24 protein-coding genes are annotated in these 24,396 nt (G+C 64.5%); 9 read left to right on the top strand and 15 right to left on the bottom strand.

What is annotated here, in order from left to right:
• Positions 1–137 precede the first annotated feature (137 nt).
• The 6 genes from ORS3428_RS19430 to rpsF all read right to left on the bottom strand — a co-directional run bounded on the left by ORS3428_RS19430 (position 138) and on the right by rpsF (position 4,686).
• Positions 138–1,103, bottom strand: a complete 966-nt coding sequence (locus ORS3428_RS19430) for a small ribosomal subunit Rsm22 family protein (protein ID WP_071099904.1) — start codon at positions 1,101–1,103, stop codon at positions 138–140.
• 1 nt (position 1,104) lies between these two features.
• Positions 1,105–1,428, bottom strand: coding sequence for a YnfA family protein (locus tag ORS3428_RS19425; protein WP_071099903.1), 324 nt, complete (start codon positions 1,426–1,428; stop codon positions 1,105–1,107).
• Positions 1,429–1,661: 233 nt separating this feature from the next.
• Positions 1,662–2,948: an SAM-dependent methyltransferase gene (locus tag ORS3428_RS19420; RefSeq protein WP_071099902.1), complete on the bottom strand. Its 1,287-nt coding sequence runs from the start codon at positions 2,946–2,948 to the stop codon at positions 1,662–1,664.
• Positions 2,949–3,182: 234 nt separating this feature from the next.
• On the bottom strand, positions 3,183–3,767 hold the full coding sequence (gene rplI, locus ORS3428_RS19415) for a 50S ribosomal protein L9 (protein WP_071100251.1): 585 nt from the start codon (positions 3,765–3,767) through the stop codon (positions 3,183–3,185).
• 209 nt (positions 3,768–3,976) lie between these two features.
• On the bottom strand, positions 3,977–4,225 hold the full coding sequence (rpsR, locus tag ORS3428_RS19410; RefSeq protein ID WP_006203718.1) for a 30S ribosomal protein S18: 249 nt from the start codon (positions 4,223–4,225) through the stop codon (positions 3,977–3,979).
• Positions 4,225–4,686, bottom strand: a complete 462-nt coding sequence (gene rpsF, locus ORS3428_RS19405) for a 30S ribosomal protein S6 (RefSeq protein WP_071099901.1) — start codon at positions 4,684–4,686, stop codon at positions 4,225–4,227. Before rpsF ends, rpsR begins: the two co-directional genes overlap by 1 nt.
• 470 nt (positions 4,687–5,156) lie before the next feature.
• Here rpsF and ORS3428_RS34045 point away from each other — a divergent pair, with 470 nt between their 5' ends.
• Positions 5,157–5,804 carry a pilus assembly protein gene (locus ORS3428_RS34045; protein ID WP_244508040.1) on the top strand — a complete coding sequence of 216 codons (648 nt, stop codon included), beginning with the start codon at positions 5,157–5,159 and terminating at the stop codon, positions 5,802–5,804.
• On the top strand, positions 5,762–6,811 hold the full coding sequence (locus tag ORS3428_RS34040) for a hypothetical protein (RefSeq protein WP_244508039.1): 1,050 nt from the start codon (positions 5,762–5,764) through the stop codon (positions 6,809–6,811). The genes ORS3428_RS34045 and ORS3428_RS34040 overlap by 43 nt, the downstream gene beginning before the upstream one ends.
• Before the next feature lie 70 nt (positions 6,812–6,881).
• On the opposite strand, the gene ORS3428_RS19395 is transcribed toward ORS3428_RS34040, so the two are convergent.
• A complete protein-coding gene (locus tag ORS3428_RS19395) occupies positions 6,882–8,810 on the bottom strand; it encodes an LTA synthase family protein (RefSeq protein ID WP_071100250.1) in 1,929 nt (642 codons plus the stop codon).
• Between the two features lie 298 nt (positions 8,811–9,108).
• Between ORS3428_RS19395 and fabD the strand changes: the two genes are divergently transcribed.
• From fabD to gmk, 7 genes are all read left to right on the top strand, one after another.
• Positions 9,109–10,050, top strand: a complete 942-nt coding sequence (gene fabD, locus ORS3428_RS19390; protein WP_071099900.1) for an ACP S-malonyltransferase — start codon at positions 9,109–9,111, stop codon at positions 10,048–10,050.
• 59 nt (positions 10,051–10,109) lie between these two features.
• Positions 10,110–10,847, top strand: coding sequence for a 3-oxoacyl-[acyl-carrier-protein] reductase (gene fabG / locus ORS3428_RS19385; protein ID WP_071099899.1), 738 nt, complete (start codon positions 10,110–10,112; stop codon positions 10,845–10,847).
• A 201-nt stretch (positions 10,848–11,048) separates the two neighbouring features.
• Positions 11,049–11,285, top strand: a complete 237-nt coding sequence (locus ORS3428_RS19380; RefSeq protein ID WP_006203723.1) for an acyl carrier protein — start codon at positions 11,049–11,051, stop codon at positions 11,283–11,285.
• 34 nt (positions 11,286–11,319) lie between these two features.
• Positions 11,320–12,582 (top strand): beta-ketoacyl-ACP synthase II, encoded by a 1,263-nt coding sequence (gene fabF, locus ORS3428_RS19375; protein WP_071099898.1) that lies wholly within the window; start codon positions 11,320–11,322, stop codon positions 12,580–12,582.
• 88 nt (positions 12,583–12,670) lie between these two features.
• Entirely contained in the window at positions 12,671–13,927 is a 1,257-nt protein-coding gene (mltG, locus tag ORS3428_RS19370; protein ID WP_071099897.1) for an endolytic transglycosylase MltG, read from the top strand.
• A gap of 160 nt (positions 13,928–14,087) precedes the next feature.
• Positions 14,088–14,978, top strand: coding sequence for a YicC/YloC family endoribonuclease (locus ORS3428_RS19365; RefSeq protein WP_071099896.1), 891 nt, complete (start codon positions 14,088–14,090; stop codon positions 14,976–14,978).
• A gap of 5 nt (positions 14,979–14,983) precedes the next feature.
• Positions 14,984–15,658: a guanylate kinase gene (gene gmk / locus ORS3428_RS19360; protein WP_071099895.1), complete on the top strand. Its 675-nt coding sequence runs from the start codon at positions 14,984–14,986 to the stop codon at positions 15,656–15,658.
• Between the two features lie 15 nt (positions 15,659–15,673).
• On the opposite strand, the gene ORS3428_RS19355 is transcribed toward gmk, so the two are convergent.
• The 8 genes from ORS3428_RS19355 to lptF all read right to left on the bottom strand — a co-directional run bounded on the left by ORS3428_RS19355 (position 15,674) and on the right by lptF (position 24,335).
• Positions 15,674–15,967, bottom strand: a complete 294-nt coding sequence (locus tag ORS3428_RS19355; RefSeq protein ID WP_071099894.1) for a type II toxin-antitoxin system RelE/ParE family toxin — start codon at positions 15,965–15,967, stop codon at positions 15,674–15,676.
• Positions 15,964–16,272: a type II toxin-antitoxin system RelB/DinJ family antitoxin gene (locus ORS3428_RS19350; protein ID WP_071099893.1), complete on the bottom strand. Its 309-nt coding sequence runs from the start codon at positions 16,270–16,272 to the stop codon at positions 15,964–15,966. The genes ORS3428_RS19355 and ORS3428_RS19350 overlap by 4 nt, the downstream gene beginning before the upstream one ends.
• A 96-nt stretch (positions 16,273–16,368) precedes the next feature.
• Positions 16,369–17,202, bottom strand: a complete 834-nt coding sequence (rsmA, locus tag ORS3428_RS19345; protein ID WP_071100249.1) for a 16S rRNA (adenine(1518)-N(6)/adenine(1519)-N(6))-dimethyltransferase RsmA — start codon at positions 17,200–17,202, stop codon at positions 16,369–16,371.
• A 23-nt stretch (positions 17,203–17,225) separates the two neighbouring features.
• Positions 17,226–18,248 (bottom strand): 4-hydroxythreonine-4-phosphate dehydrogenase PdxA, encoded by a 1,023-nt coding sequence (pdxA, locus tag ORS3428_RS19340; protein WP_071100248.1) that lies wholly within the window; start codon positions 18,246–18,248, stop codon positions 17,226–17,228.
• 289 nt (positions 18,249–18,537) lie between these two features.
• The gene (locus ORS3428_RS19335; protein ID WP_071099892.1) at positions 18,538–19,461 is read right to left on the bottom strand and encodes a peptidylprolyl isomerase; all 924 of its coding nucleotides are present in this window, start codon (positions 19,459–19,461) and stop codon (positions 18,538–18,540) included.
• Between the two features lie 187 nt (positions 19,462–19,648).
• On the bottom strand, positions 19,649–22,054 hold the full coding sequence (locus ORS3428_RS19330; protein WP_071099891.1) for an LPS-assembly protein LptD: 2,406 nt from the start codon (positions 22,052–22,054) through the stop codon (positions 19,649–19,651).
• Positions 22,054–23,136 (bottom strand): LPS export ABC transporter permease LptG, encoded by a 1,083-nt coding sequence (gene lptG, locus ORS3428_RS19325; protein ID WP_071099890.1) that lies wholly within the window; start codon positions 23,134–23,136, stop codon positions 22,054–22,056. Before lptG ends, ORS3428_RS19330 begins: the two co-directional genes overlap by 1 nt.
• Before the next feature lie 2 nt (positions 23,137–23,138).
• Positions 23,139–24,335 carry an LPS export ABC transporter permease LptF gene (lptF, locus tag ORS3428_RS19320; protein ID WP_071099889.1) on the bottom strand — a complete coding sequence of 399 codons (1,197 nt, stop codon included), beginning with the start codon at positions 24,333–24,335 and terminating at the stop codon, positions 23,139–23,141.
• Positions 24,336–24,396: the final 61 nt, after the last annotated feature.

Raw genomic sequence — 24,396 nt, 5'->3', positions numbered from 1 at the left:
ACAAAACAGGAAAACGCACGACAGCGTTGCACTGGATTCGGTACGGCTGGAGGCGCCCTCATTGCGGCGGGTTTAAGCAGAGGCGTCAACGTTCGCGACCAGCCGCAACGCCTGTCGTGTCCTCAGGCCGCCAAGACCTATGCCAGTGTGTCGCCCCAGTCCGCCCGCCGCGCGGCCTTGAAGATTTCGCCGTCGCGCTTGCTGAACAGGCGCTCGCCGGCGCTGCCGTCGGGCCGGCAGAGTTTGAGCGTAGCCTTGCCGGAGCCGGCCTTCGGCGACGCAACCACGCGCGACGCGCGCTTCGGCACCGGCTGGCGTGAGGCGGCGAGGTAGATGAACTTCTCATCTTCCCATGGCACATCGGCCTCTTTGGCCAGACGATGCAGACGCGAGCGGGCGACACGGCGCGAGAAGTGGCACCAGTCGGGCGCGACGAGAGGACAGGGCGCGTCGTGCGGGCAGGGCGCCGCGACTTGCGCGCCAGCGTCTATGAGTTGCCGGCGGGCGGCAAGGATGCGCTGCCAGCCGGCCGGCGTGCCGGGCTCGACGATGAGCAGCGTGCCGACGGTCAAACGCCACAGCCGGTCGACGAGTTTCGGCAGCGAGGCCGGCACGATCTCGTCGAGCACATAGGCAGCGCTGACCAGATCGGCGGGCTCAAGTCCATCGAGGTCGATGGTGGCATCGCCGGCGATCCAGTCCGTGCGGGTGGCGATCGCGCCGGTCGCCAGCGACTGGCCGATTTTGCGCACCGCCCCGCTCGCCTCGACCAGAACCGCCCGTTCAAGCTGCGGCCAGGCGTCAGCCGTGGCCCAAAGCATCGTGCCAGGTCCGGCGCCGATATCGAGCAGGCTTTTCGGCTCGAAATCGGGGCGGACCTCGGTCAGCGCGTCGAGGCTGGCCCGGACGGCGGCATAGGTGGCAGGCAGCCTGGTCGCCAGGTAAGCCTTCACCGCCAAGTCTTCGGCCATGTGCAAGCGTCCGTCGCGCAACTCGGAGCGATAGCGGTCTGAAAGCGCTTTCGCCGCCTGTTTCAGCGCCGGCAGCGGAACCTTCTCGAGCAGGCTGTCGACGCCTTGCCGGAGTGGGGCGGGCAGTTCCACCTCAGGCTYCCCTAGGCCCGAGCAGGATGACCGAAGCGCCGAAGATGCAGATTGCAGCCCCTGCCAGGTCCCAGCGGTCGGGCCGCACGCCTTCCACCAGCCATAGCCAACCGAGCGATGCAGCAATGTAGATACCGCCATAGGCCGCATAGGCGCGCCCGGCGGCATTCGTGTCTACCAGCCCCAAGAGGAAGCCGAACAGCGCCAGCGAGACGAGGCCCGGCACCAGCCAGAGCGGCGACTTCGCCAGCCGCCACCAGGCCCAGAAGGAAAAGCAGCCCGCGATCTCGGCAAGGGCGGCTGCGACGTAGATGAGGTAGGTCATGTCCGGTCCGGATTGATTACCGGACCCTTGTCACAGCGGCGGGATCAATGGCAAGCGGGATCGGCGCTTGGGCGCCGGCGCAGCCCCTCATCCGCCTGCCGGCACCTTCTCCCGGTGAAGGACGGGGAGAAGGGACAAGCTCCAGCTCTGGCGGCTCCCTCTCCCCGTCCTTCACGGGGAGAGGGTAAGGGTGAGGGGCAGCGCTGACGTTAGAAAATTTCCGAAAGCGGCTCCTACTCCACGGCCTTGCGCCGCCTGGCCGGCTTGGCTGGCGCCGAGGCCGGTTCCTGGTGGCCGAGGTCGCGCAGTTCCAGCGCCTTCTCGCATTTGGCCATGTAGTCGCGCGTCATCGGCAGCGTGTCGTTCTTCTTGGCGATCTGGAACTGGAAGATGACCAGATCCTGCCAGCGGAAGGCGGCTTCCGAGGCGGCGAGGTAGAACTCCCACATGCGGCAGAAGCGCTCGTCATAGATCGCCTTGGCCTTGTCGCGGTTGGCGGCAAAGCGCTGACCCCAATGCTTGAGCGTCTCGGCGTAATGCAGGCGCAGGATTTCGATGTCGGTGACGACGAGGCCCGACCTCTCGWTCGCCGGTAGCACCTCGGACATCGCCGGGATGTAGCCGCCGGGGAAGATGTATTTGCGGACAAAGGCGCTGGTCGCCCACGGCACGCCCGAACGGCCGATCGTGTGCAGCAGCATAACGCCGTCGGGCTTGAGCAGCGTCGCCGCCTTGTCGAAGAAGGTGCGGTAGTGGTTGACGCCGACATGCTCGAACATGCCGACCGAGACGATGCGGTCGAAGCGCTCGTTGAGCGCGCGATAGTCCTTGAGCTCGAAATGGACGCGGTTCTGCAGGCCCATCGCATGCGCGCGGTCGGTGGCGACACCATGCTGTTCGGTCGACAGCGTCACCCCCTGCACGTCGACGTCAAACGTCTTGGCGAGATAGAGGCCGAGCCCGCCCCAGCCTGAACCGATGTCAAGCACCGTCTGGCCCGCCTTCAGCCTGAGCTTGGACGCGATGTGGCGCTTCTTGGCGACCTGCGCTTCGTCCAGCGTCATGTCGGGCTGTTCGAAATAGGCGCAGGAATATTGCATGTCCTCGTCGAGGAAGAGCTTGTAGAGCTCGCCGGAAAGGTCGTAGTGGCGCTGCACGTTGCGGCGCGAGCGCGAGGCGGTGTTGATCTGCTGCAGGCGGCGGAAGGCGTGTCGCAGGCCCTCGATCGCCTTCGACCATGTCACGTCGATGCCACCGCTGCCCATGTTCTGGAAGGCGATGCGCATCAGCCCGAGCACGCCACCCTCGGGAATGTCGAGCTCGCCGTCCATGTAGGCTTCGGGCACCGCCAGCATGGGGTCGAAGGTGATGGCGCGCTCGGCATGCGAGGTCTTGATGTGGATGTGAACGGGCTCGCCGCTGCCGTCGCCGAAAACATGCGTCGAACCCTTGGGCCCAGTGACCTTGAGGTTGCCGGCCCGCACCAGGCGCTCGAGAACGTGTTTCAACAGGATATTCATGACCAACTGTCCCCTCAGACGGACCTCCGGCAACCGGGCCGGAAACGCCAAATCGAAACTGCCACAGCGCATCGCCCGCGTCCAATCGACGCGCCACGCCGTAATGTGCAACAAGATATAGGCGTTCGAAAAGTTCCGTTTGGCACAAAAATGCCCGGGTCGTGTGCCCGGGCATTAGTCCAGAATTTCTGGAGGCCAGCGAGGCCGGATTTATGCTCCGGCGCTGCGGTCGTGTCAGGCGTTGTCTTCGCCGGCGTCGAACTCGGCGTTCGGGTCGAAGAAGTTCTCCGGCCGGGCGTTGTCGTTGATGTCCTCGCCATAGATGGCTTCGGCCGTCGTCAGCGTCTCGCCCTTGGCCTGGCGCTCCGCCTCCTCGGCCGAGCGGGCGACGTTGAGCGTCACGGTGACCTCGACTTCCGGATGCAGCGCGATCGCCACATTGGAGAGGCCGATGGTCTTGATCGGCTGGTTGAGCTCGACCTGGTTGCGGCTGACGCTGAAGCCTTCGGCGGTCAGCAGTTCGGCGATGTCGCGCGTCGACACAGAGCCGTAGAGCTGGCCGGTCTCGCCGGCCGAGCGCACGACGATGAAGCTCTTGCCGTCGAGCTTCTCGGCGACCTGGCTGGCCTCCGCCTTGCGCTCGAGGTTGCGGGCTTCGAGCTGGGCGCGCTGGCCCTCGAACTTCTTCTTGTTGGCTTCGTTGGCGCGCAGCGCCTTGCCCTGCGGGAGCAGGAAGTTGCGGGCGAACCCGTCCCYGACCTTGACGGTGTCGCCCATCTGGCCGAGGCGGGAAATGCGCTCGAGGAGAATGACTTCCATGGTTTCGTTCCTTCGCTTTGACGCCATCTGCGATGACGTCGGATTCATTGGAACAGGCCAGGAAGCAAAAGGGGCGTCGCCGCCGGTGTCGCTGTCCTGCCTGTCTGGCAGTTAGAGGCTTGCGGCCTCAACTCGGGATTTGATGCTCGACCCGAGGCGCCCGTCGCGCCGGTGAAAGGAACGGGCGGCAAGCCGCCCGTTCGAAAATATCAGCGAACCACGTAGGGCAGCAGGCCGAGGAAGCGGGCGCGCTTGATCGCCTTGGCAAGTTCGCGCTGCTTCTTCTGGCTGACGGCGGTGATGCGCGACGGCACGATCTTGCCACGCTCGGAAATGTAGCGCTGCAGCAGGCGCACGTCCTTGTAGTCGATCTTCGGGGCGTTGGCGCCGGAGAACGGGCAGGTCTTGCGGCGGCGATGGAACGGACGCCGGGTCGGGATCTGGTTGATGTCGACCATTATTCTGCACCTCCGTCAAAGCCTTCACGCGGACGGCGCGGGCCACGATCGCCACGGTCACCGCGGTCACGGTCGCCGAAGCCGCGCGACGGGCGGTCGCCACGGTCACGGTCGCCGAAGCCGCGCTCGGAGCGCTCCTCGCGCTTCTGCATCATCGCCGAAGGACCTTCCTCATGCGCCTCGACCTTGACGGTGAGGAACCGCAGGACGTCTTCCGACAGGCTCATCTGGCGCTCCATTTCATTGAGCGCCGCCGGCGGGCAGGTGATGTCCATCAGCGTGTAGTAAGCCTTCCGGTTCTTCTTGACCCGGTAGGTGAGGGACTTCAGTCCCCAGTTCTCGATCCGGCCGACCGATCCGCCATTGGCGGTGATGACGCCCTTGTACTGTTCGACAAGCGCGTCAACCTGCTGCTGCGACAGGTCCTGCCGGGCAAGAAACACATGTTCGTAAAGAGCCATTATGTTTTTCTGCCTTTCTTCGTTTCTCTTACCGGCCCTCGCGGCTAAGCCTCTGCAACTTGTCCGACCCGGTCTTGAAAGAGCGGGGAAGAAAGGAGCATCGCGAGACGGTCGAGAGCGGAGACACGGGAGGCCAAAAGCGCTTCTGGCTTCATGACGCGGCCTTCGAAAAGGCCGCGGCCCTCCGTTCAGCCCCCAGCAAGGACCGGCAGATTGCGGGCGTCTATACAGCAATTCCCCAGGAAGGCAAGGTGCAAGGCAAGCCCGCAGGTGCGGCGCGGGGTCCCACCGCATCGCCGCGCGGGAAAAACGCGGCTGCATATCTCAGATTTTGCCGATTTCCCGGTAATCGCGTTTTAACCACCATGAACGGTTGTGCGCGGTTGTAACGGCCCGTTTATCATGAAAGGCGCATGAAAATCGCGCGGGCCGCGTGGCGATGAAAATCGTGCAATTCCGGGGGACGAATAATGCTTCTCAAGGATTTCTGGCGCTCCAGGAGCGGCAATTTTGCGTTGATGCTGGCGCTTGGCGTGCCGGCGATCCTGACCGCGGTCGCCTTCGCCACCGACGTCTCCACGCTGATGCAGGCCAAGAGCAATCTGCAGAACGCCGTGGACGCCGCCAACCTCGCCTCCTCGCATCTCGACGATGGCGAGGGGACGCGCACCGATGTCTTCAACCGCTACTTCCAGGCCAATGTCGCCGGCCATGGCGAGCTCTCCAACGCCAGGGCCACGCTCGCCGTCGACAAGGGCGTCAACTTCGTCAGGACCAGGGCCRTGGCCACCGCGGACGTGAATCTGAACTTCCCGTTCCTGTTCGGCGACGACCTGCACATCACCGTCGATACCTCGGCTGTGGAATCCAACAACCAGCTCGAAGTGGTGCTGGTGCTGGACAATACCGGCTCGATGGCCGGCGCGCGCATAACCGCGCTGCGACAGGCGACCAAATCGCTGCTCGATTATCTGGAAGCCGTCAAATCGCCGACGCGTCCGGTGCGCGCAGCGCTTGTGCCGTTCGTCACCGCCGTCAACGTCAACGGTCCCGAGTTCGATCTGCCTGGATCGACATGGACGGCAAGTCGCCGACCAACGGCATCAATTTCCCGGTGATCGACGGCAAGCGCCCCAACCACATGGCGCTGTTCAAACAGCTCGAGCAGGACGTGCCGGTATCCAAGCGCACCGGCTGGAACGGCACCGGCTGGAAGGGCTGTGTCGAGGCGCGTCCCGGCGCCTTGAACATCTCCGACACGCCGCCCGATCCTTCGAAGCCTGAYACGCTGTTCGTGCCTTATTTTGCGCCGGACGATCCCGACGTGGCCAGGAAACCGTCCGCCTCCTACGGCAACTCGGCGACCGGCTACAACAACTCCTATCTCGACGACACCATCGACAAGACCAAGCTCGCGCAACCGGGGGTCAACATCCTCGGCATCGATCTGAGCGGCCTGCTCGGCGCTGTGCTCAACCCCTCGCTCGGCGCCGACCTCCTAAAGATCGCGCGCTACGTCGCCTCGACCAACAAGGTCATAACCGAGACAGGCGGCGCGATCACGATCGGCCCGAACCGTGCCTGCCCGACGCCGATCGTTCCGCTCACCGACGACTTCGACAAGCTGCGCGCGGCGGCAGCGCAAATGACGGAGTGGAACGGCTCCGGTACCAATGTCTCGGAGGGGCTGGCCTGGGGCATGCGGGTGCTTTCCCCGCAGCCGCCCTATACCGATGCTGCGCCGTGGAAGACGCAAGGCGTGAGCAAGATCGTCATGCTGCTCACCGACGGCGAGAACGTGGTCTATGGCGCAAGCGCCCAGYCGACCAAATCCGACTACACGTCCTATGGTTATCTGGCAGGCGGCCGCTTTGGGTCGGATAACCAGACGACGGCGGCGCGCAATGTCGATGGCTGGACCAAGGATGTCTGCACCCAGCTTAAAAGCCAGGGCGTTCAGCTCTACACCATGGTGCTGCAGGCCGACACGCCGGCCAATCGCGCGCTCTACAGCGGCTGCGCGTCCGATCCGAGCAACTATTATGCGGTCGACGATCCAGCCAAATTGCCGAACGTCTTCCAGACGATCGCCAACAAGTTCTCCAGGCTGCAGCTAACCAACTGACGAGGGTCGGCGCCGCGCGCAAACCGGTCGCGGCCGAATGGCTGCGGCACGACTATTTTTTTGCCGCGGCTCAGCTCGTATGAGCCATGAGCGGGGCTACCGTCTCGGGGAAGAAGTCGGGGGCGACTTGGCGCTTGCCGAACATCATGTCGTATTGGATCAGCCGGAAATCGTTGATCGCCGGATCGATCTTCTTCTGCCTCGCCCAGTCGGGCGTCGGCTCGCCGGAGGGCGACAGCAGCAGGTTGCGGTCGACCACCCGGTAGCGCTCGCGCAGCGCGCCGAGGAAGCCGGTGTAGTAGGGATGCGTGATCCCTGCGGTGGTGAGAATATGATACGGGAGGAAGGCCGGGCTCACCGAGCCCAGATTTTCGACCGGACCAGAGCGGTTCGACCAGATGACCAGCGGCGTGTCGTGGTGCTCGAGCGCGGCCTCGGGCGTCGGCTCCTTGCGCGGCGCGACATTGTCCTTGAGGAAGCCGGTCTCGACGTAGACTGGCCCGAGCGGCGGCAGATGGTCGCCGAAGAAGGCGATGACGGTCGGCCGCTCGCGCTTCTTCGCCCAGTCGATCAGCCGCTGCAGGCCGTGATCGGCGTCCGCCGAGCCTTCGGCGTAGGAAAGCAGCGATTCCCGTGCCCAGGTGCTGATCGGCGCATCGACCGTATGCGTGGGATTGGAATAGCGGTACGGCTCGTAGGGCCCATGGTTCTGCAGGCTTACGGCGAACAGGAACACCGGATCCTCGCTGGTGTCCGCCTCGCGGATGATCTCGTCGGTCATCGCCGCGTCGGAGGCCAGCGGCCCGCGCTTTTCCATCGGCGGCAGCGTCTCTTCCGAGCGGAAGTCGCTGAAGCCGAAATCGGCATAGACGGCGCCCCGGTTCCAGAACCAGTTGGTGCCCGGATGGATTGCGTGCGCCCGGTAACCCTCGCTCCTCAGGAAGGTTGCCAGCGACGGCGTCGGCGTGCGCACATATTGCTGATAGGGGATCGAGCCCGCCGGCAGGAAGGCATTGGAGAAACCGGTTAGCGCCTCGAACTCGATGTTGGCGGTCATGCCGCCGAATTCCGGCGAGAACATCGAGCCAGAGCGCATTGCCCGCACCGTCGGAATCGGATCGGGCTTGATGCTGACGCCGGGAAGCTCCGTCGGGTCCCAGAAGGATTCGCTCATCACAATGATGATGTCGGGCTTCTCGTTAGGTACCGAGGCGCCGACCTCGGGGCGCTTGATCGCGGCCATCGTCTTTGGGGAATAGCCGGGCGGGGCCGAGACATGCGCCATCGGCACGTTGAGCGCGAAGGCCAGCGCGAAGCCGTTTGAGGCGTAGTTCTCCTTCTGGTCCCACATGATCGGGATGATCTGCAGCCGGTCGCGGGTCCACGAGAAAGTGGCGTAATCCATGATCGAGACGAAGAAGGCGAGCAGCGGCACGGCCAGCGTCAGTCGTGCCAGCCGTCCCTTGCGGCTGAGGATCGGCACGCGCCGGCGCCAGTGCCGCCAGCCTTGGACGAGCAGCGCGACGCCGCCGACGATCGCCACCACAAGAAGCACGGCGGTCCAGGGGCGCTCACGCACCAGAAGCGGCATCAGCGCCATGATCTGGCGGGCATAGAGGAAATCGGCAGGGTAGAGCGGGTCGCCGAGATAATGCGATTTCTGGTGGCCGACGAAGGCCAGTGCCAGGGTCAGCGGCGCCACGATCATCAGGCTCTGATGGCTGCGGCCGAGTATGGCGTCGAGCCCGATCAGCACCAGCGCGAAGACGATGATTGTGGTCCAGCCCGGCTTGAACGGCTGCAGGAAGAAGTCGACCGTGCCGAAGAAATCGCCGCGCACTATCCATTCGACGGCAAATACAAGCAACGCGGCAGCGAGAAGCGTGGCGAGGCCGTAGCGTACGGTTGGCCAGGTTCGTCCCGGCAGGTAGCCGGTGGACGGATCGTCTTCCAGAAACTGCGGCACGGGTTTGGCCGCGCCCTTCCTGATCCTTGCCACGTTATTTCCCCCGGCCCTAGCCGCGCGCTTGAACTCGCGCCACGCGTCTTCCACTCGCGTCACGCCACTGTCATCGAAATGTCACGAAAAGCTAGCGCCTGTGGCGGAAATAAGAAGAGCCAGCAAACGATTCGTGAGCGGTTTTCATCAGGTGTGATCGCCAAAAAGGACTTTCGGAACAGGCATTCGGCGGGTTTTCCGGGCCGGAAATGGGCAACGAACGGGCGCCCGCGGGCTTGACTTGGCCGTCCGCCTTGCGCCAGAGGCAGGGAAAAGCAAGCCGTTGGGAGACCTGATAATGGCCGTCGCATTCACCTTTCCAGGACAGGGCAGCCAGGCCGTCGGCATGGGCAAGGACCTCGCCGATGCCTTTCCCGAGGCGCGCCGCGTCTTCGAGGAAGTCGACGAGGCGCTTGGCGAAAAACTGTCGAAGCTGATCTGGGAGGGGCCGGAAGAAACGCTGACGCTGACCGCCAACGCCCAGCCGGCGCTGATGGCGGTTTCGCTGGCGGCGCTCAAGGCGCTGGAAGCGCGCGGCTTTTCGCTGAAGGACAGGGTGTCCTACGTCGCCGGTCATTCGCTCGGCGAATATTCGGCGCTTGCCGCGGCAGGCTTCGTCTCGGTCGCCGATGCGGCTCGGCTGCTGCGCATCCGCGGCAACGCCATGCAAGCGGCGGTGCCGGCGGGCGAGGGCGCCATGGCGGCGATCATCGGGCTGGAACAGGCCGATGTCGAAGCCGCCTGCTCGCAAGCCGCACAAGGCTCCGTCTGCCAGATCGCCAACGACAATGGCGGCGGCCAGCTCGTCATTTCCGGGGCCAAGGCGGCCGTCGAGATGGCGGCGAAGCTTTGCACCGAAAAGGGCGCCAAGCGCGCGCTGATGCTGCAGGTTTCCGCTCCTTTCCATTCGGCGCTGATGGCGCCGGCCGCCGAGATCATGCGCGAGGCGCTGGCCGGCGTGGCGAAGACCGCGCCGGCGGTTCCGGTGGTCTCCAACGTCACCGTTACGCCTTCCAGCGACCCGGACGAGATCGCCCGCCGCCTGGTCGAGCAGGTGACCGGCCGCGTGCGCTGGCGCGAGACGGTGGAATGGTTCGGCGGCAACGGTGTTGCGACGCTTTACGAAGTCGGCGCCGGCAAGGTGCTGTCGGGCCTGGCGCGGCGCATCAACCGCGACATCGCCACCGCCGCCATCGGCACGTCGGCTGAGGTCGAGACGGCGCTGGCGGCGCTCGGCTGACAGACTGGCGATATGATCGCACCTGTGCCAAGGGTGCTCTCTGCAATCGGGAGACAAAAATGTTCGAACTGACCGGCCGCAAGGCGCTCGTCACCGGCGCATCGGGTGGCATCGGCGAGGCGATCGCCAGGGTGCTRCACAGCCAGGGCGCCATCGTCGGCCTGCACGGCAYGCGTGTGGAGAAGCTGGAAACCCTGGCCGGCGAGCTCGGCGAGCGCGTGAAGCTCTTTCCGGCGGACCTGACGAACCGCGACGCGGTCAAGGAGCTCGGCCAGAAGGCCGAGGCCGACCTCGAGGGCGTCGACATCCTGGTCAACAATGCCGGCATCACCAAGGACGGCCTGTTCGTGCGCATGTCGGATGCCGATTGGGATTCCGTGCTTGAGGTGAACCTCACCGCCGTGTTCCGGCTCACCCGCGAGCTCACCCATCCGATGATGCGCCGCCGCCATGGCCGCATCATCAACATCACGTCGGTGGTCGGCGTGACCGGCAATCCCGGCCAGACCAATTACTGCGCCTCCAAGGCCGGCATGATCGGCTTCTCCAAGTCGCTGGCGCAGGAGATCGCCACCCGCAACATCACCGTCAATTGCGTCGCCCCGGGCTTCATCGAATCGGCCATGACCGACAAGCTCAACGACAAGCAGAAGGAGGCGATCATGGCGGCTATCCCGACCAAGCGCATGGGGACGGGCGCCGAGGTCGCTTCGGCGGTCGCCTATCTCGCCTCGGACGAAGCCGGCTACGTGACAGGCCAGACCATCCATGTGAATGGCGGCATGGCGATGATCTGACCGGCGAAGGTCCGGCGGGCTGTGAAAACAGCCATTTCGGCTTGGACGGCCGCCTTTTTTCGTGTAATGCGGCCTGCAACCCGGCGGTTCGGGCAAAAACCGGTCTGCGGCGTTGCGTTTCCGCAAGACCATCTTTCAGCTTGATTAGCGGCAATCCGCCCGCTAACGAAGACAACACAGTTTAAGACGAGGATGCCCCAAATGAGTGACACCGCAGAGCGCGTCAAGAAGATCGTCATCGAGCATCTCGGCGTCGACGCCGATAAGGTGACRGAGCAGGCGAGCTTCATCGACGATCTGGGCGCGGACAGCCTCGATACGGTCGAACTCGTCATGGCGTTCGAAGAAGAATTCGGCGTCGAGATTCCGGACGACGCCGCTGAAACCATCCTGACTGTCGGCGACGCCGTGAAGTATATCGACAAGGCTTCGGCCTGAGTTTTTTCGCCGGCATCACCAGGGAGGACCTGCGATGAGGCGTGTCGTCGTCACGGGCCTTGGCCTGCTTTCGCCGTTTGGCATGGGCTTCGAGCACAGCTGGAAGGAACTGCTTTCCGGCCGCAGTGCCGCCCGCCGCGTCACCGAGTTCGAGGTGGACGACCTTGCCTGCAAGATCGCCCACGTCGTTCCGCGCGGCGACGGCTCCAACGGCACCTTCAATCCCGAAGCCGTGCTCGAGCCGAAGGAATTGCGCAAGATCGGCGATTTCATCCTCTACGGCATCGCGGCCGCCGACGAGGCGCTGGCCGATTCCGGCTGGAAGCCCGAGGCGCATGAGGACCAGTGCGCTACCGGCGTGCTGATCGGATCCGGTATCGGCGGCATCGAAGGCATTGCCGAGAACGCGATGGTCCTGAAGGAGCGCGGTCCGCGCCGCATCAGCCCGTTCTTCATCCCTGGCCAGATCATCAACCTGGTCTCCGGCCAGGTTTCCATCCGCCACGGGCTGAAAGGCCCGAACCATGCGGTCGTCACCGCTTGCTCGACCGGCGCGCACGCCATCGGCGATGCCGCCCGGCTGATCATGTGGGGCGATGCCGACGTGATGGTGGCCGGCGGCACCGAGGCGCCGGTCACCCGGCTGTCCATGGCCGGTTTCGCCGCGTGCCGCGCGCTCTCCACCGAGCGCAACGATACGCCCGAGACAGCGTCGCGCCCCTATGACCGCGACCGCGACGGCTTCGTCATGGGCGAGGGCGCCGGCGTTCTCGTCCTGGAGGAGCTCGAGCACGCCAAGGCGCGCGGCGCCAGGATCTATGCCGAGGTCACCGGCTATGGCCTGACCGGCGACGCCTACCACATCACCGCTCCGGCCGAGGACGGCGACGGCGCCTTCCGCTGCATGGCGGCGGCGCTGAACCGGGCGAAGCTCTCGCCCGCCGACGTCGACTACATCAACGCCCACGGCACCTCGACCATGGCCGACACGATCGAACTCGGCGCCGTCGAGCGGCTGGTCGGCAATGCGGCCTCCAAGATTTCGATGTCGTCGACGAAGTCGTCGATCGGCCATCTGCTGGGCGCCGCGGGTGCTGCGGAAGCGATCTTCTCGATCCTCGCCATCCGCGACAACATCGCCCCCGCCACCATCAACCTCGACAATCCGGAACGCGAGACGGCGATCGATCTGGTGCCGAACAGGCCGCGCCAGCGCCAGATCGACGTGGCGCTGTCGAACTCCTTCGGCTTTGGCGGCACCAACGCCTCGCTCGTCTTCCAGCGCTACAATGGCTGAGCAGGTCCGCCGCCTGCCGTCATTTTTGCCAAATTTGCCTCTACGCTCCGGCTAGGGGATTCATTGCAAGATCAGACGGTAGGGCGCCATGAATACAAATCCGGGCGGCGGCGGGGAATTCGGACAGCGTCAGACGCAAGGTCCGATCGTGCCCAAGACAGCCGCCGAGGCGCTGCGCCCCGAGGCCGGCACGCCGCCGCCGTCGAAGCGCTCGCGCGCTTCGCGCAGCCAGGTCGTCGTGTTCCTGAATTTCTTCCTTTCGCTGGTTATCCTGGTCGTGATCGCCTCCGGCGCGGCGCTCTATTTCGGCATGCAGGCTTTCGTCGAGCCGGGGCCGTCCGCCAATGGCGACACCTTCATGGTCAAGCCGAACACCGCCGTGCAGGAGATCGCCGACCAGCTGGAGCGCCGTGGCCTGGTGAGCGATGCGCGCATCTTCAGGCTGGGCGTGCGTGCCACTGGCAATGACGCCGCGCTGAAGGCCGGCGAATACGCTGTCAAGCCGCGCGCCTCGATGCGCGACATCATGGAACTCTTCAAGAGCGGCAAGTCGGTGATGTATTCGCTGACCATCCCCGAGGGGCTGACGGTCGAGCAGGCGCTGCAGCGCGTGGCCGAACAGGAGGCGCTGACCGGCGACATGCCCGCGACAATGCCGCCCGAGGGCAGCATCGCAACCGACACGCTGCGCTTCACCCGCGGCGCCACCAGGCAGCAGATGATCGACAAACTGGTCGCCGATCAGAAGAAGCTGGTCGATGACGTCTGGGAGCATCGCGCCCCCGGCCTGCCGATCGCCAATATCCAGGACTTCGTCATCCTGGCCTCGATCGTCGAGAAGGAGACGGGCCGGAGCGACGAGCGCTCGCGCGTGGCCGCCGTCTTCCTCAACCGCCTTGCCAAGGGCATGCGGCTGCAATCCGATCCGACCATCCTCTACGGCCTGTTCGGCGGCAAGGGCAGACCGGCCGACAGGCCGATCTATCAGTCCGACATCGAGAAGCAGACGCCCTACAACACATATCTGATCAAGGGCCTGCCGCCGACGCCGATCGCCAATCCGGGCCGCGCGGCGCTGGAGGCGGTGGCCAACCCGTCAAAGACGGACGACCTCTATTTCGTCGCCGACGGCAATGGCGGACACGTCTTTGCCGCGACGCTGGAGGAGCACAACCAGAACGTCGCCCGCTACCGGGCGCTGCAGAAGAAGCAGGCGGACGCTGCCGCAAAGGCCTCCGGCCAGACGACGGCGCCGGCCGCTCCCGATGCCAATACCGGCGCCGGCACCGGCGATGCCGGCGAGAGCGGCGAGAATGGCGACTCGGGCGGCGACGCCGCGCAATAGGGCTGCTGCTCGCGCCGCATCAGTCCGGCCTCCTTTGACGCCGGGCCGCATTCATGTTTTGAGGGGAACATCCGGCGTCCGGCCGAAGGTCAGGCGTCTCGCAAGGGTGTGCATGTTGGGGCAATCGCGCCCGGACCTGCGACAGGGGGTGATACGCATTATGAACGTGCAGAGCATGACGGGTTTCGCGCGGGCAAATGCCGAACGTGACGGCACGTCGATCGCCTGGGAAGTGAAATCGGTCAACGGCAAGAGCGTTGAGGTGAGGCTGAGGTTGCCGCAAGGTTTCGACCGGCTGGAACCTGCCGTCCGGCAGACCGTCCAGAAGCGCTTCGCGCGCGGCAATTTCCAAGCAACGCTGACGGTCGGCCGCGCCGCCGCGCAGCAGGCGCAGCCTGTGGTCAACGAGGCTTTCCTGAAGGACCTGGCAGGACTGGCCAAGCGCCTGCAGGAGCAGTTTGGCACCGCGCCGGCGACGGCTGACGGGCTGCTGGGGCTGCGCGGCGTCCTCGATATTCCGGAGACGGTCGAGACCGACGAGGAACGGGCAGCCCTTGATGCGGCAATCCTGTCGGCGCTGGAAACGGCGCTCGCCGGGCTGGAGCAGGCAAGGCAGGGCGAGGGCGCGGCGCTGCGCAAGCTGTTGTCCGGCCATATCGACACCATCGAGGCGCTGACGCTGAAGGCCGAGGCCGATCCGTCGCGCGACCCGGCGGCGATCCGCGAACGCATCACCGAGCAGGTCCGCCTGCTGATGGACGCGTCGGCCAATCTCGACGCGGTCCGACTGCATCAGGAAGCGGCCTTTCTTGCCACCAAGGCCGACATCCGCGAGGAGATCGACCGGCTGAAGACACACGTCGCTTCCGCGCGARCATTGCTCGGCAGCGGCGGCGCCATCGGCCGCAAGCTCGATTTTCTGGCGCAGGAATTCAATCGCGAATCGAATACCTTGTGCTCCAAGTCGAACGCCGCTGCAGTCACCGCGATCGGGCTGGAGCTCAAGGTGGTGGTCGACCAGTTTCGCGAACAGGTCCAGAATTTGGAGTGACCGGGATGGTTGCCAAGGAACCGATGGCTGCCAGGGATTTGGGGTCTCGCATCCGCCGACGCGGGCTGATGCTGGTGCTGTCGTCGCCGTCGGGCGCCGGCAAGTCGACGATCGCGCGCAATCTGCTGGAAAGCGATGCGAGCCTGGAGCTGTCGGTCTCCGTCACCACCAGGCCGCGCCGCGGCTCGGAGATCGAAGGCGTCCACTACCATTTCCGCACCATGCGCGAGTTCGAGCGTCTGCGCGATTCCGATGCGCTGCTGGAGTGGGCGGAAGTGCACGGCAATTTCTATGCGACGCCGCGCGAGCCGGCTGAGTTGGCACTGGCCGAAGGGCGCGACATGCTGTTCGATATCGACTGGCAGGGCGCCCAGCAGCTCAAGGAGAAGATGCGYGCCGACATCGTCTCGATCTTCATCCTGCCGCCCTCGATGAAGGAATTGAAAGCGCGCCTGAAGCGCCGTGCCGAGGACCAGGATCAGGTCATCGAGACCAGGCTGAAGAACGCCCGCGTCGAGATCGAGCATTGGAAGGAATACGATTTCGTCATCGTCAACGACGACCTCGACCGCGCCTTCGCCGAGGTCCGCGCCATCGTCACCGCCGAGCGCCTGCGCCGCGACCGCCGCCCCGGCCTGTTCGACTTCATTTCGGGATTGCTGGACGAGAAGACGGAGTAGAGACGCGAGTCGCCGTCAGCCGTCTGGCAGATCGTCCGGCCAACGTTGCGCTCCATGGAGCACGCGCAGGATTCGAATCGCGTTCCCGGCCAACTGGTAGGCAGCAACATATGGCGTCCCGACGATGACAAGCTCTCGYGTTCCCGCAAGTCGGCCAGGCCGGCCGCTCTCGGGAAAGTCGCGCAGACGACCTGTCGCGGCGACAATCCGCTCGTCAATAAGGATCGCGGCTGCGGGATTTTCAGCCTCGATATGCGTGAATATCCCGTCGCGATCCGAAAGCGCGAAGGCCGACCAGACGATCTTCAAGAGTTAGGTTTACCAGCCTTGCGAGCCGCGGCCGCGCGTCGGCCGGCAAAATGCGTCTCGACTTGATCGTCAGGAATATCGGGTCGGGTGTCGTCGAGCGCCTCGCGCACCTTGGCACGGAACCACACGTCATACGCTTCGCTGTTTGTTACCAGATCGATGGGCAGCGCACCCTCGTTAGCGGTACGGGTCAAGAGTATCCGGACCGCATCCGAAACCGTGAGTCCCAGGTTTTCGAGCACTGCAGAAGCGCGGTCCCGGATGTCGGCGTCGATACGCGTCTGGATAAGTGCCTTCGCTGGCATGGCGTTCTCCTTTGCCACGAATGTAATGCATTTGAATGACAAGTTCCAGCCGCGGCGGCACTCTCCCTTATAAGAACCACAAGGGGAGATCAGGAGCTACACTGCGTTCGTCAGCCGCACGAACTCCTCCACGCTGAGCGTCTCGGCGCGGCGGGTCGGGTCGATGCCGGCGCGGGTGAGCAGCGCCTCTCCGCCGAGGCTTTTCACGCTTTGCCTCAGCATTTTGCGCCGCTGGCCGAAGGCGGCTTCGGTGACGCGGCCCAGTCTCTTGCCGTCGGCGGGCAGGGGGGATTGGCGCGGCACCAGATGCACCACCGAGGAGGTGACCTTGGGCGGCGGCGTGAAAGCCTGCGGCGGCACGTCGAAGGCGATCCTGGCCTCGGTGCGCCAGCCGGCCAGCACGCCGAGCCGGCCATAGGCGTCGCTGCCCGGGCCGGCGGTGATGCGTTCGGCAACCTCGCGCTGGAACATCAGCGTCATCGATTGATAGAAGGGCGGCCATTCGGCCGTCGTCAGCCAGCGGATCAGGAGTTCCGTGCCGATATTGTATGGCAGGTTGGCGGCGATCTTGACCGGGCCGCCGTCTGCCTTGCCGGCCAGGGCGGCGAAATCRGTCTTCAGCGCATCGCCGGGAATGACCTCGAGGCGGCCGGGATAGTGGCTGGAGATCTCGCCCAGGGCCTCCAGGCAGCGTTCGTCGCGCTCGATGGCGACCACGCGCCGCGCGCCGTTGAAGAGCAGTGCTCGGGTGAGCCCGCCGGGGCCGGGGCCGACCTCGATCACCGTCGCGTCGCTGAGATCGCCGGCCGCGCGCGCGATCTTGCTGGTCAGATTGAGGTCGAGCAGGAAATTCTGGCCGAGCGCCTTCTTGGCCTGCAGGCCGTGGCGCTCGATCACCTCGCGCAGCGGCGGCAATCCGTCGATGGTCACGCGCCCCTCGCTCAATYGGGCCCTCACGCGGCCTGGCGGCTGCTGTCGGCAAGCCGGCGCGCGAGCTTCAACGCAGCGATCAGGCTGTCGGCTCGCGCAATGCCCTTGCCGGCAATGTCGAAGGCCGTGCCATGGTCCGGCGAGGTGCGGATGAAGGGCAGGCCGAGCGTCACATTGACCGCCTCGTCGAAGGCCAGCGTCTTGGCCGGGATCAGCGCCTGGTCGTGATACATGCAGAGTGCTGCATCATAGCCGGCGCGCGCCCGCGGATGGAACATGGTGTCGGCCGGCAGCGGTCCGACCGCATCGATGCCTTCGCCTTGAAGGGCTTCGACGGCCGGCAGCACGATGGAAAGATCCTCCGAGCCCATCGCGCCGCCTTCGCCGGCATGCGGATTGAGCCCGGCAATGGCGAGCCGCGGCCGCGCGATGCCGAAGCGGTTACGCAGATCGGCGGCGGTGATGCGGCCGGTGGCAACGATCAGCTCCGTCGTCAGAACCTTCGGCACTTCGGCGAGCGGGATGTGGATGGTAACCGGAACGGTGCGCAGTTCGGGCCCGGCAAGYAGCATCACCGGTGTCATCTCCGTGCCGGCATGGCGCGACGCCAGATGCGCCAGATATTCGGTGTGGCCGGGAAAGCGGAAGCCGGCGTCATAGAGGGGCTTCTTGGCGATGGGGCAGGTAACCACCGCGGCGGCGCGGCCGGCGAGGCAGTCGGCGACGGCGCGGTCGATCGCCTCGATTGTGCCCGCGGCATTGGCCGGCTTCGGCTTTCCGGGGCAGTCCTGATGGCGGGCGTAGAGCGGAACGACGGGCAGYGCGCGCGGAAAGTGATGTGCCGCTTGCCCGGGCACGGTCTCCATGATCGCGATGTTGGCGCCGAGTTTACGCGCGCGGGCCTCGATCAGGGCGGGATCGGCGAGCAGATAGAAGGGCGGCACGCCGGCGCTGTCGCCCTTCTGCCAGGCGGCGATGGCGATCTYTGGCCCGATGCCGGAGGGATCGCCGACGCTGAGTGCCAAGGGCGCATCGGACCTGCGCATGCTCATGGCATCCTGCGCGGCGCAGTGCCCGCTTCGGGGCAGGGCACGAGGCTCGAGCCTTGTTCTGTCACGCGCCGAATTCCTCTAAAGCATGTCTCCCGAAAGCGGGAACCGGCTTCGGGACAAAGACATGCGTAAAATCAGAAACCTAAAGCGCATGGAGCGATTCTGAAAGATCGCGACGCGCTTTAGAGCATTCGCGGAAAACTGCGTGCCGGCTTTCCGCCCGGAATTGCGTAAAAACAAACACTTGGAGCGGATCGGCGATATCGTGAAAAGCTGAACCGCTTCAACGCTCGACGATCTTGGCCTTCTTGCGCAGTTCGTCGACATATTTCTTGCTGAGCTCTTCGGCGTCCTTGTCGTTGCCGCCTTCGGCCTGGAACACCATCTGCGCGGCCTTGTCGTCGGAAACCTCGCGCGAGGAGCAGATGCCGATGAATTCGACGCCGCGTTCGGTCTCGCGCGTCGGCGTCGCGCCGCCGACCTTGGTCGCCTTGATCTGCTCGGCCCAGTCGGACGGCAATTGCGGCGCCAGCACGCGGCCGAGGTCGCGCACGGTGACGTCGATCAGCCCCTTGGCGAATTCGCGCGTCGTGGCGCAGCCGTTGAAGCGCGCGCGCATGGCGTCGGCCTCGCGCTTGCGCTTGGCGAGCGTGGCCGCCCGCTCGGAGGGCGGCACCACGAAGATGACCTGCTGCAGCATATATTCCATGGCGGTCGGCTTGGCGCCGCCCTTGTCGARCATGCGGCGGACCGCGTCCTGCTCGGTCACCGAACCACCTTCGCCGGAACGGTAGCGCGCGCCAAGCGCCTGGTTCCAGGCCATCTGCGCGCGGATGAATTCCTTGAAATGCTCCTTGGTGACGCCCGATTGCGACATGATGGCGTCGAGCTTGGCCAGCGGCATCTTGTTGTTGGAAGCGAAGCGCTGATAGGCGGCATCGACCTGCTGGTCGGTAATGCGGATGCCCAGCCGCTTGGCTTCAGCAAGGCGGAGCGTCTGGTCGWTCATCTCCTGCCCGGCATTGCCCTTCTTGTGCTGCAGCTTGAGGAACGCAGCGCGGTGCGCGATGTCGCCGGTGGTGATCGGTATGTTGTTGACGACATATTTGATCTGGCTGGCGAACGCCGGCGGCGTCATTGCCGTGACAGAAACCGAGGTCGCCGCAACCAGCAGCGCGAATCCTGCCGAAAACAGGTATTTCCTCATCTCACCTTCCCAATTCTTACCCGCCCCAGAGGGGAAAGTCCCATGCCCATTCTATGCGGCGAAACAATGTCGCCGGCRCATGACCCGAGAAWCGAACCCATTTTTCGAAGGGACGCGCGCCCAAATCAAGCTCCGCGGCGTCCTGTGCGCCCGAATTGGCGCCGGACGACCGCTTGCCTGCCTCCGCTTACTGGATCGTGTCGACGCCGGCGGTCGATGAGCCGAAATCGCCGAGCGTGCGGAACGACAGGTTGAAGCCGACATTCTGCGACACTTCCTTGGTTCTGGTGTCGCGCGTTTGTGAGAACGTCATCACATAGGTGAAGCAGGAATCATTATAGGCGAAGCCGACGCCGTCCTTGACCAGGACATTGTCCTCGATGTCGTAGGTGCCGGTGCCGAAGAGGCGCCAGTTCTCGGCAAGATGCGTCGAGGCGCCGAGCGTGAGCTCGTGGCGGTCCGTGGTGAAGCCATAGAGAGGCTGCGCCTGGATGAAGGCGTATTTCGCACTGAGCGAGACAGGCAGGCCGGAATAGGCGGCCTTGATCTCCGCGCGCCTGACCTCAAAGGTCTGCTCGTCGAAACGGCCGCTGACCGAACCGGAGAAGCCGCTCGGACTGTTGAAGCCGACAAGGCCGACATAGTYGGACTTCGAATTCTCCAGTCCCGAATAGGCGCCGACATTGACGAGGTCCGGCGCGGCAAACGAGTTCTCGCCGGCCAGTTGGTAGGACTGGCCGAAAATGGCATTGGTGGCCCAGCCATTCTCGTAGGCGCCCGAGTAACGGAAGCCGACATTGGCGCGCGTGCCGCCTTCTATGCGATCGTAGCCTGAGAATTTGTCGCGCTCGAACAGCGTGGTGGCGTCGAAGACGAAGCTCTGCGCGTCTTCGTTCGGAACGGCCAGACCACCGACATATTGCTCGTTCGGGCGCACGAAGACCTGCGCCGTGGGCTCCAGAATATGACTGGAGTTCGGCATCGAGAACAGCAGCGGCCAGCGTGCCTCCAGGCCGAGCGTCGCCATGTAGCGGGCAAGCGAAGAGCGCATGTCGTCTTCTTCGCCGAGGTTCGTCGCCATCTGGTTGACGGCGGTCAGCGACGCGGAACTGGCATTGACATAGCCGGCATCGCCACGGAAGGCGAGCAGCGGCGTCAACTGCAGGCCGCCGTCGGTGGTGAAGGTGCGCTTCCATTCGGCTTCGGCGGTCAGCCGGCTGGATTGGCCCTCGATTCCGGGGACGCGCTCCACATTTGCCAATTTGTCGAAAGTCTCATCCAGCCGGTTGCGGCTGATGACGCGCGCATTGACGTTGAGCGACAGCTGGCCGCCGGCCACCGACATGTCGGGGATATAGGCGTAGTCGAAGGACGGCAGCACCCACGGCTGCTTGGCGGCGCGCGCCGTCTTGTCGCTGGACAGCGTGTCTTCCTGCACCTCGAAGCGCATGGCCCTGACGTCGAAGTAATTGCGGTCGCTCAGGCCCGTCAGATAGATCGACGACTGGTGGACGGTGTYGCTGTAACCCTCGATGTTGTAGGTGTGCGAGAAATTCTTGTCCGTCTGCAGCAGCACGTCCCAGCCGAAGTTCCAGCGCTCGTTGATGGCGAACTGGCCCTTGGTGCCCATCATGCCGCGGAACTTGTTCGGATCGCCGGGCTCTCCGGAATCGACGGTATAGCGACCGTCTTTGGTGATGAAGGCGTCGGGGTCCTGCTGATTGATGCCGGCGATCTTCAGGCTGTACTCGCCATTGTTGAAGCGCTGGCGCCACTCGGCCTCGCCAAGGAAACCCTGCTTGGTGTAGCCACTGCCCGTGACGGTCAGGTCATAAGTCGGCGAGAGCGCGAAGTAATAGGGGACTTTGACGCCGACGCCGAGATGGGTGTTGTAGACGATGCCGGGGATCAGGAAGCCGCTCTTGTGCTTCACCGTCGGGTCGGCGATCTCGAAGGCCGGCAGATAGGCGAGCGGGAAGCCGAAGAACTCGAAATTCGCGTTCTCGAATCGAACCGTCTTCTTCTCGCCGTTCCAGATGATCTTTCGCGCCTTGACGCGCCAGGTCGGCGCCTTGTCGGGCTTGTCCTCGCAAGGCTCGCAGGCCGTGTAGACGCCGTTGTGGAACGTCGTCAGCACGCCGCCCATGCGCTCTGCGCTTTCCGACGCGAAATAGGCGTCGTTTACGGTCTGGACGCGCAACGCGTTGACGAAGCCGTCGGCGAAATCGTCGGTGATGTCGATATGGTCGGTGTTGATCTTGGTGCCGTCGCTGTTGATGAGCTCGACAGCGCCGCTGGCGACAAGCCGCTTGGTGTCGCGATTGTACTCGACGCGCTGGGCGACCAGCTTGTTGCCGCCATAGTCGATCTGCACCCCGCCGATGGCGGTCACCGTGTGATTGTCGTTGTTATAGACGAGCGTATCGGCGGCCAGCAGCATCTGAGTGCCGGAGGGAACGGGCTTCGCCGTGATGGTCTGCGCCAGCGCCGGTACCGACGGTACCACGCAAGCAAACAGACATGCCAAAGCGGTCGCCCCATAAAGGCGTGCCAAACCGGCCTGCCTATGGCTGCGCAAACCCGCCTCCCTCACTAGCCGTCTTCCTTGTATAGCAGAAAAGTCACGCCGAAGAACATAGCCACGACAACCGGAACCCATGCAGCCACCACCGTAGGCACGAATCCGGCTACCCCGAATGCCTTGACCAGTACCGAAACGACATAAAGCAGAAAGCCGGCCAGGACGCCACCCAGAATCATCGTTGCCGACTGCCCCATCCTCGCAAATCTCATTGAAACTGTTGCCGCAATCAGCGTCATGGCGACGAGGAGGAACGGCAACGCCACCAGCGAATCAAACTGCATGGCGAAGGCATTTGCCTTGAGACCGAAGGAACGGGCAACCTCGATCTTGCCCGGCAGCTGGTAGAAGGGGATGGTTTCTGGGCGCGCCAGGCGCTCCTGAACGAATTCCGGCTTGAGGTTGGTCGGCACCCGGTCGGACGCCTGGGGAAGGATATTGCCGTCCTTGAATATCTTGACGTCCTGCAATTCCCAGTAGCCGTCGCGCAGGAAAGCGTGCGCGGCATCCTTGCGCTCGACGATGTTGYCCTGCTGATCGAGCACGAAGAACACCGCGTCCGCCATCTCAAGGCCCTGGTTGAGGACGGCGCGGGCGCCGATGATGGTGTCGCCCGAACTGGTCTTTTGCCTCAGCCACGGCGTCGAATCAGCGGCGACGGCGTTCGACTTGCCGGCCTTGAGCTGGTTTTCCATCTGCTCGGACAAGGAAAAGCCGTGCGCGGCGATCGGATTGAGCACGCCGACCGACAGCACGCCGAACATCAGCGCCCCGACGCAGCACGGGAACAGGAACTGCCAGGCCGAAACGCCGGCCGAGCGGGCGATGACCAGCTCGTAGCGGCGGTTGAGCGATACCAGCGTCGCCATCGCCGAGAACAGCCCGACGAACGGCACCGTCTGCAACATGATCATCGGCATCCTGAGCGCCGAGATGGCGAAGGCGGTGCCGTAGCTGAAGCCCGGCAGCCCGGTCGTGCGGCCCGAAAGTTCGGTGAAGTCGATCAGGAACACCAGCGCCAGCAGGCCGAGGAAGAACCAGATGGTGATCGACACGTAGCGAAAGAAGAAATAGCGGCCCAGCGTCCAGCCCATCGTCAGGCTCCCTGGCCGGAAGTGCGCCGGGCGARCCAAAGCTTGAATGCTGTCCAGCCCTCGCCGACGCGGCTGGCCAGATTCGTCATCCAGTCGGCCCAGGCGGAGGGGAGTTCCATGCTTCGCGAGGACGCGATGAACCAGATCGAGACCAGCGAAGCAATCAGCGGTACGCCGTAGACCGTGTAGGCGTAGTACCAGACCCTGTCCGCCTTGCCCGCCGCGAGGAAGCCCAGCCAGCGCACGAACAGCGCCATCGCGATAGCCGTGATCAGCGGGTGGATGCGCGCCTCGCGGTGCGAGCGCGCGTCGCCCGCGACAGCCAGCGCGATCAACGCGAACACCAAGGAATAGGACCATTCGGAAAAGCGCTGGTTGAGCTCGGCCGTGTAGCTGTTCGGGTCGCGCTGGTACATCTTGTCGTTGGGATCCGGGTTGAGCAGATATTGCGTCGTCCGGTCCTTGGGCAGAAGCGTGATCTCGTTCGCCGCCGACACGAAGGCCGACAGGTCGAAGGCGTAAGAGGTGAAGCGGATGACCGAAAGGTCGCCGGTCACCGATTTGCGGTTGATGACGCCGTCATTCATCATCAACACCTTCTCATCGCCCTTTTCGACGATGCTGCCGGTCTTGGCGTAATAGGTGAGGTTGGCGCCTTCCTCGCGCGAATCGGCGACGAAGATGCCGCCGAGCTTGTTGTCGGGGAGCCGTTCGCCGATTTGCAGGAACAGGCCGTCGTCGATCTTGCGGAACGTGCCTTCCTGGATGATCAGCGACAGCAGGTCGGCGCGTGAGGCGGCAATCAGCTGGCGGTTCTTCTGCCTGGCATAAGGGTCGACGCCGTTGTCGACGGCGAAGGAAAAGACCGCGGCCGCCAGCGCAAGCAGAAGAATCGGCCGTGCGATCGCCCAGCGCGAAGCGCCGGCGGCRTTGATCACCGCGAGTTCCGAATCGGTGTTCATGGCGCTCAGCGTCTGCGCTACCGCCACTACCAGCGCGAACGGCACCACAATGGGGATGATGGAGGGTATGATCAGGGCCGCGACTTCGAAGAAGGTCAGCGCCGACTGGCCGCTATCGGTGACGAGGTCGATCTTGGCGAGCACCTGCGTCGTCCACACGATCGCCAGCGTCCATACTAGCGCCGCCAGGAACATCGCGGTGGCGCGACGCATGATGTAGCGTTCAACGACCTTCATGAAGGCTTTTCTCGATTGTGCCGAACGGCATCATGCCCGCCGACAAGGTAGTGATCCCGCG

It is taken from the genome of Mesorhizobium sp. ORS 3428 (assembly GCF_001854785.1).
Classification (GTDB): Bacteria; Pseudomonadota; Alphaproteobacteria; order Rhizobiales; family Rhizobiaceae; genus Mesorhizobium.
Note: the sequence above shows the minus strand (reverse complement) of the source record. Positions and strands in the feature narration are given on the sequence as shown.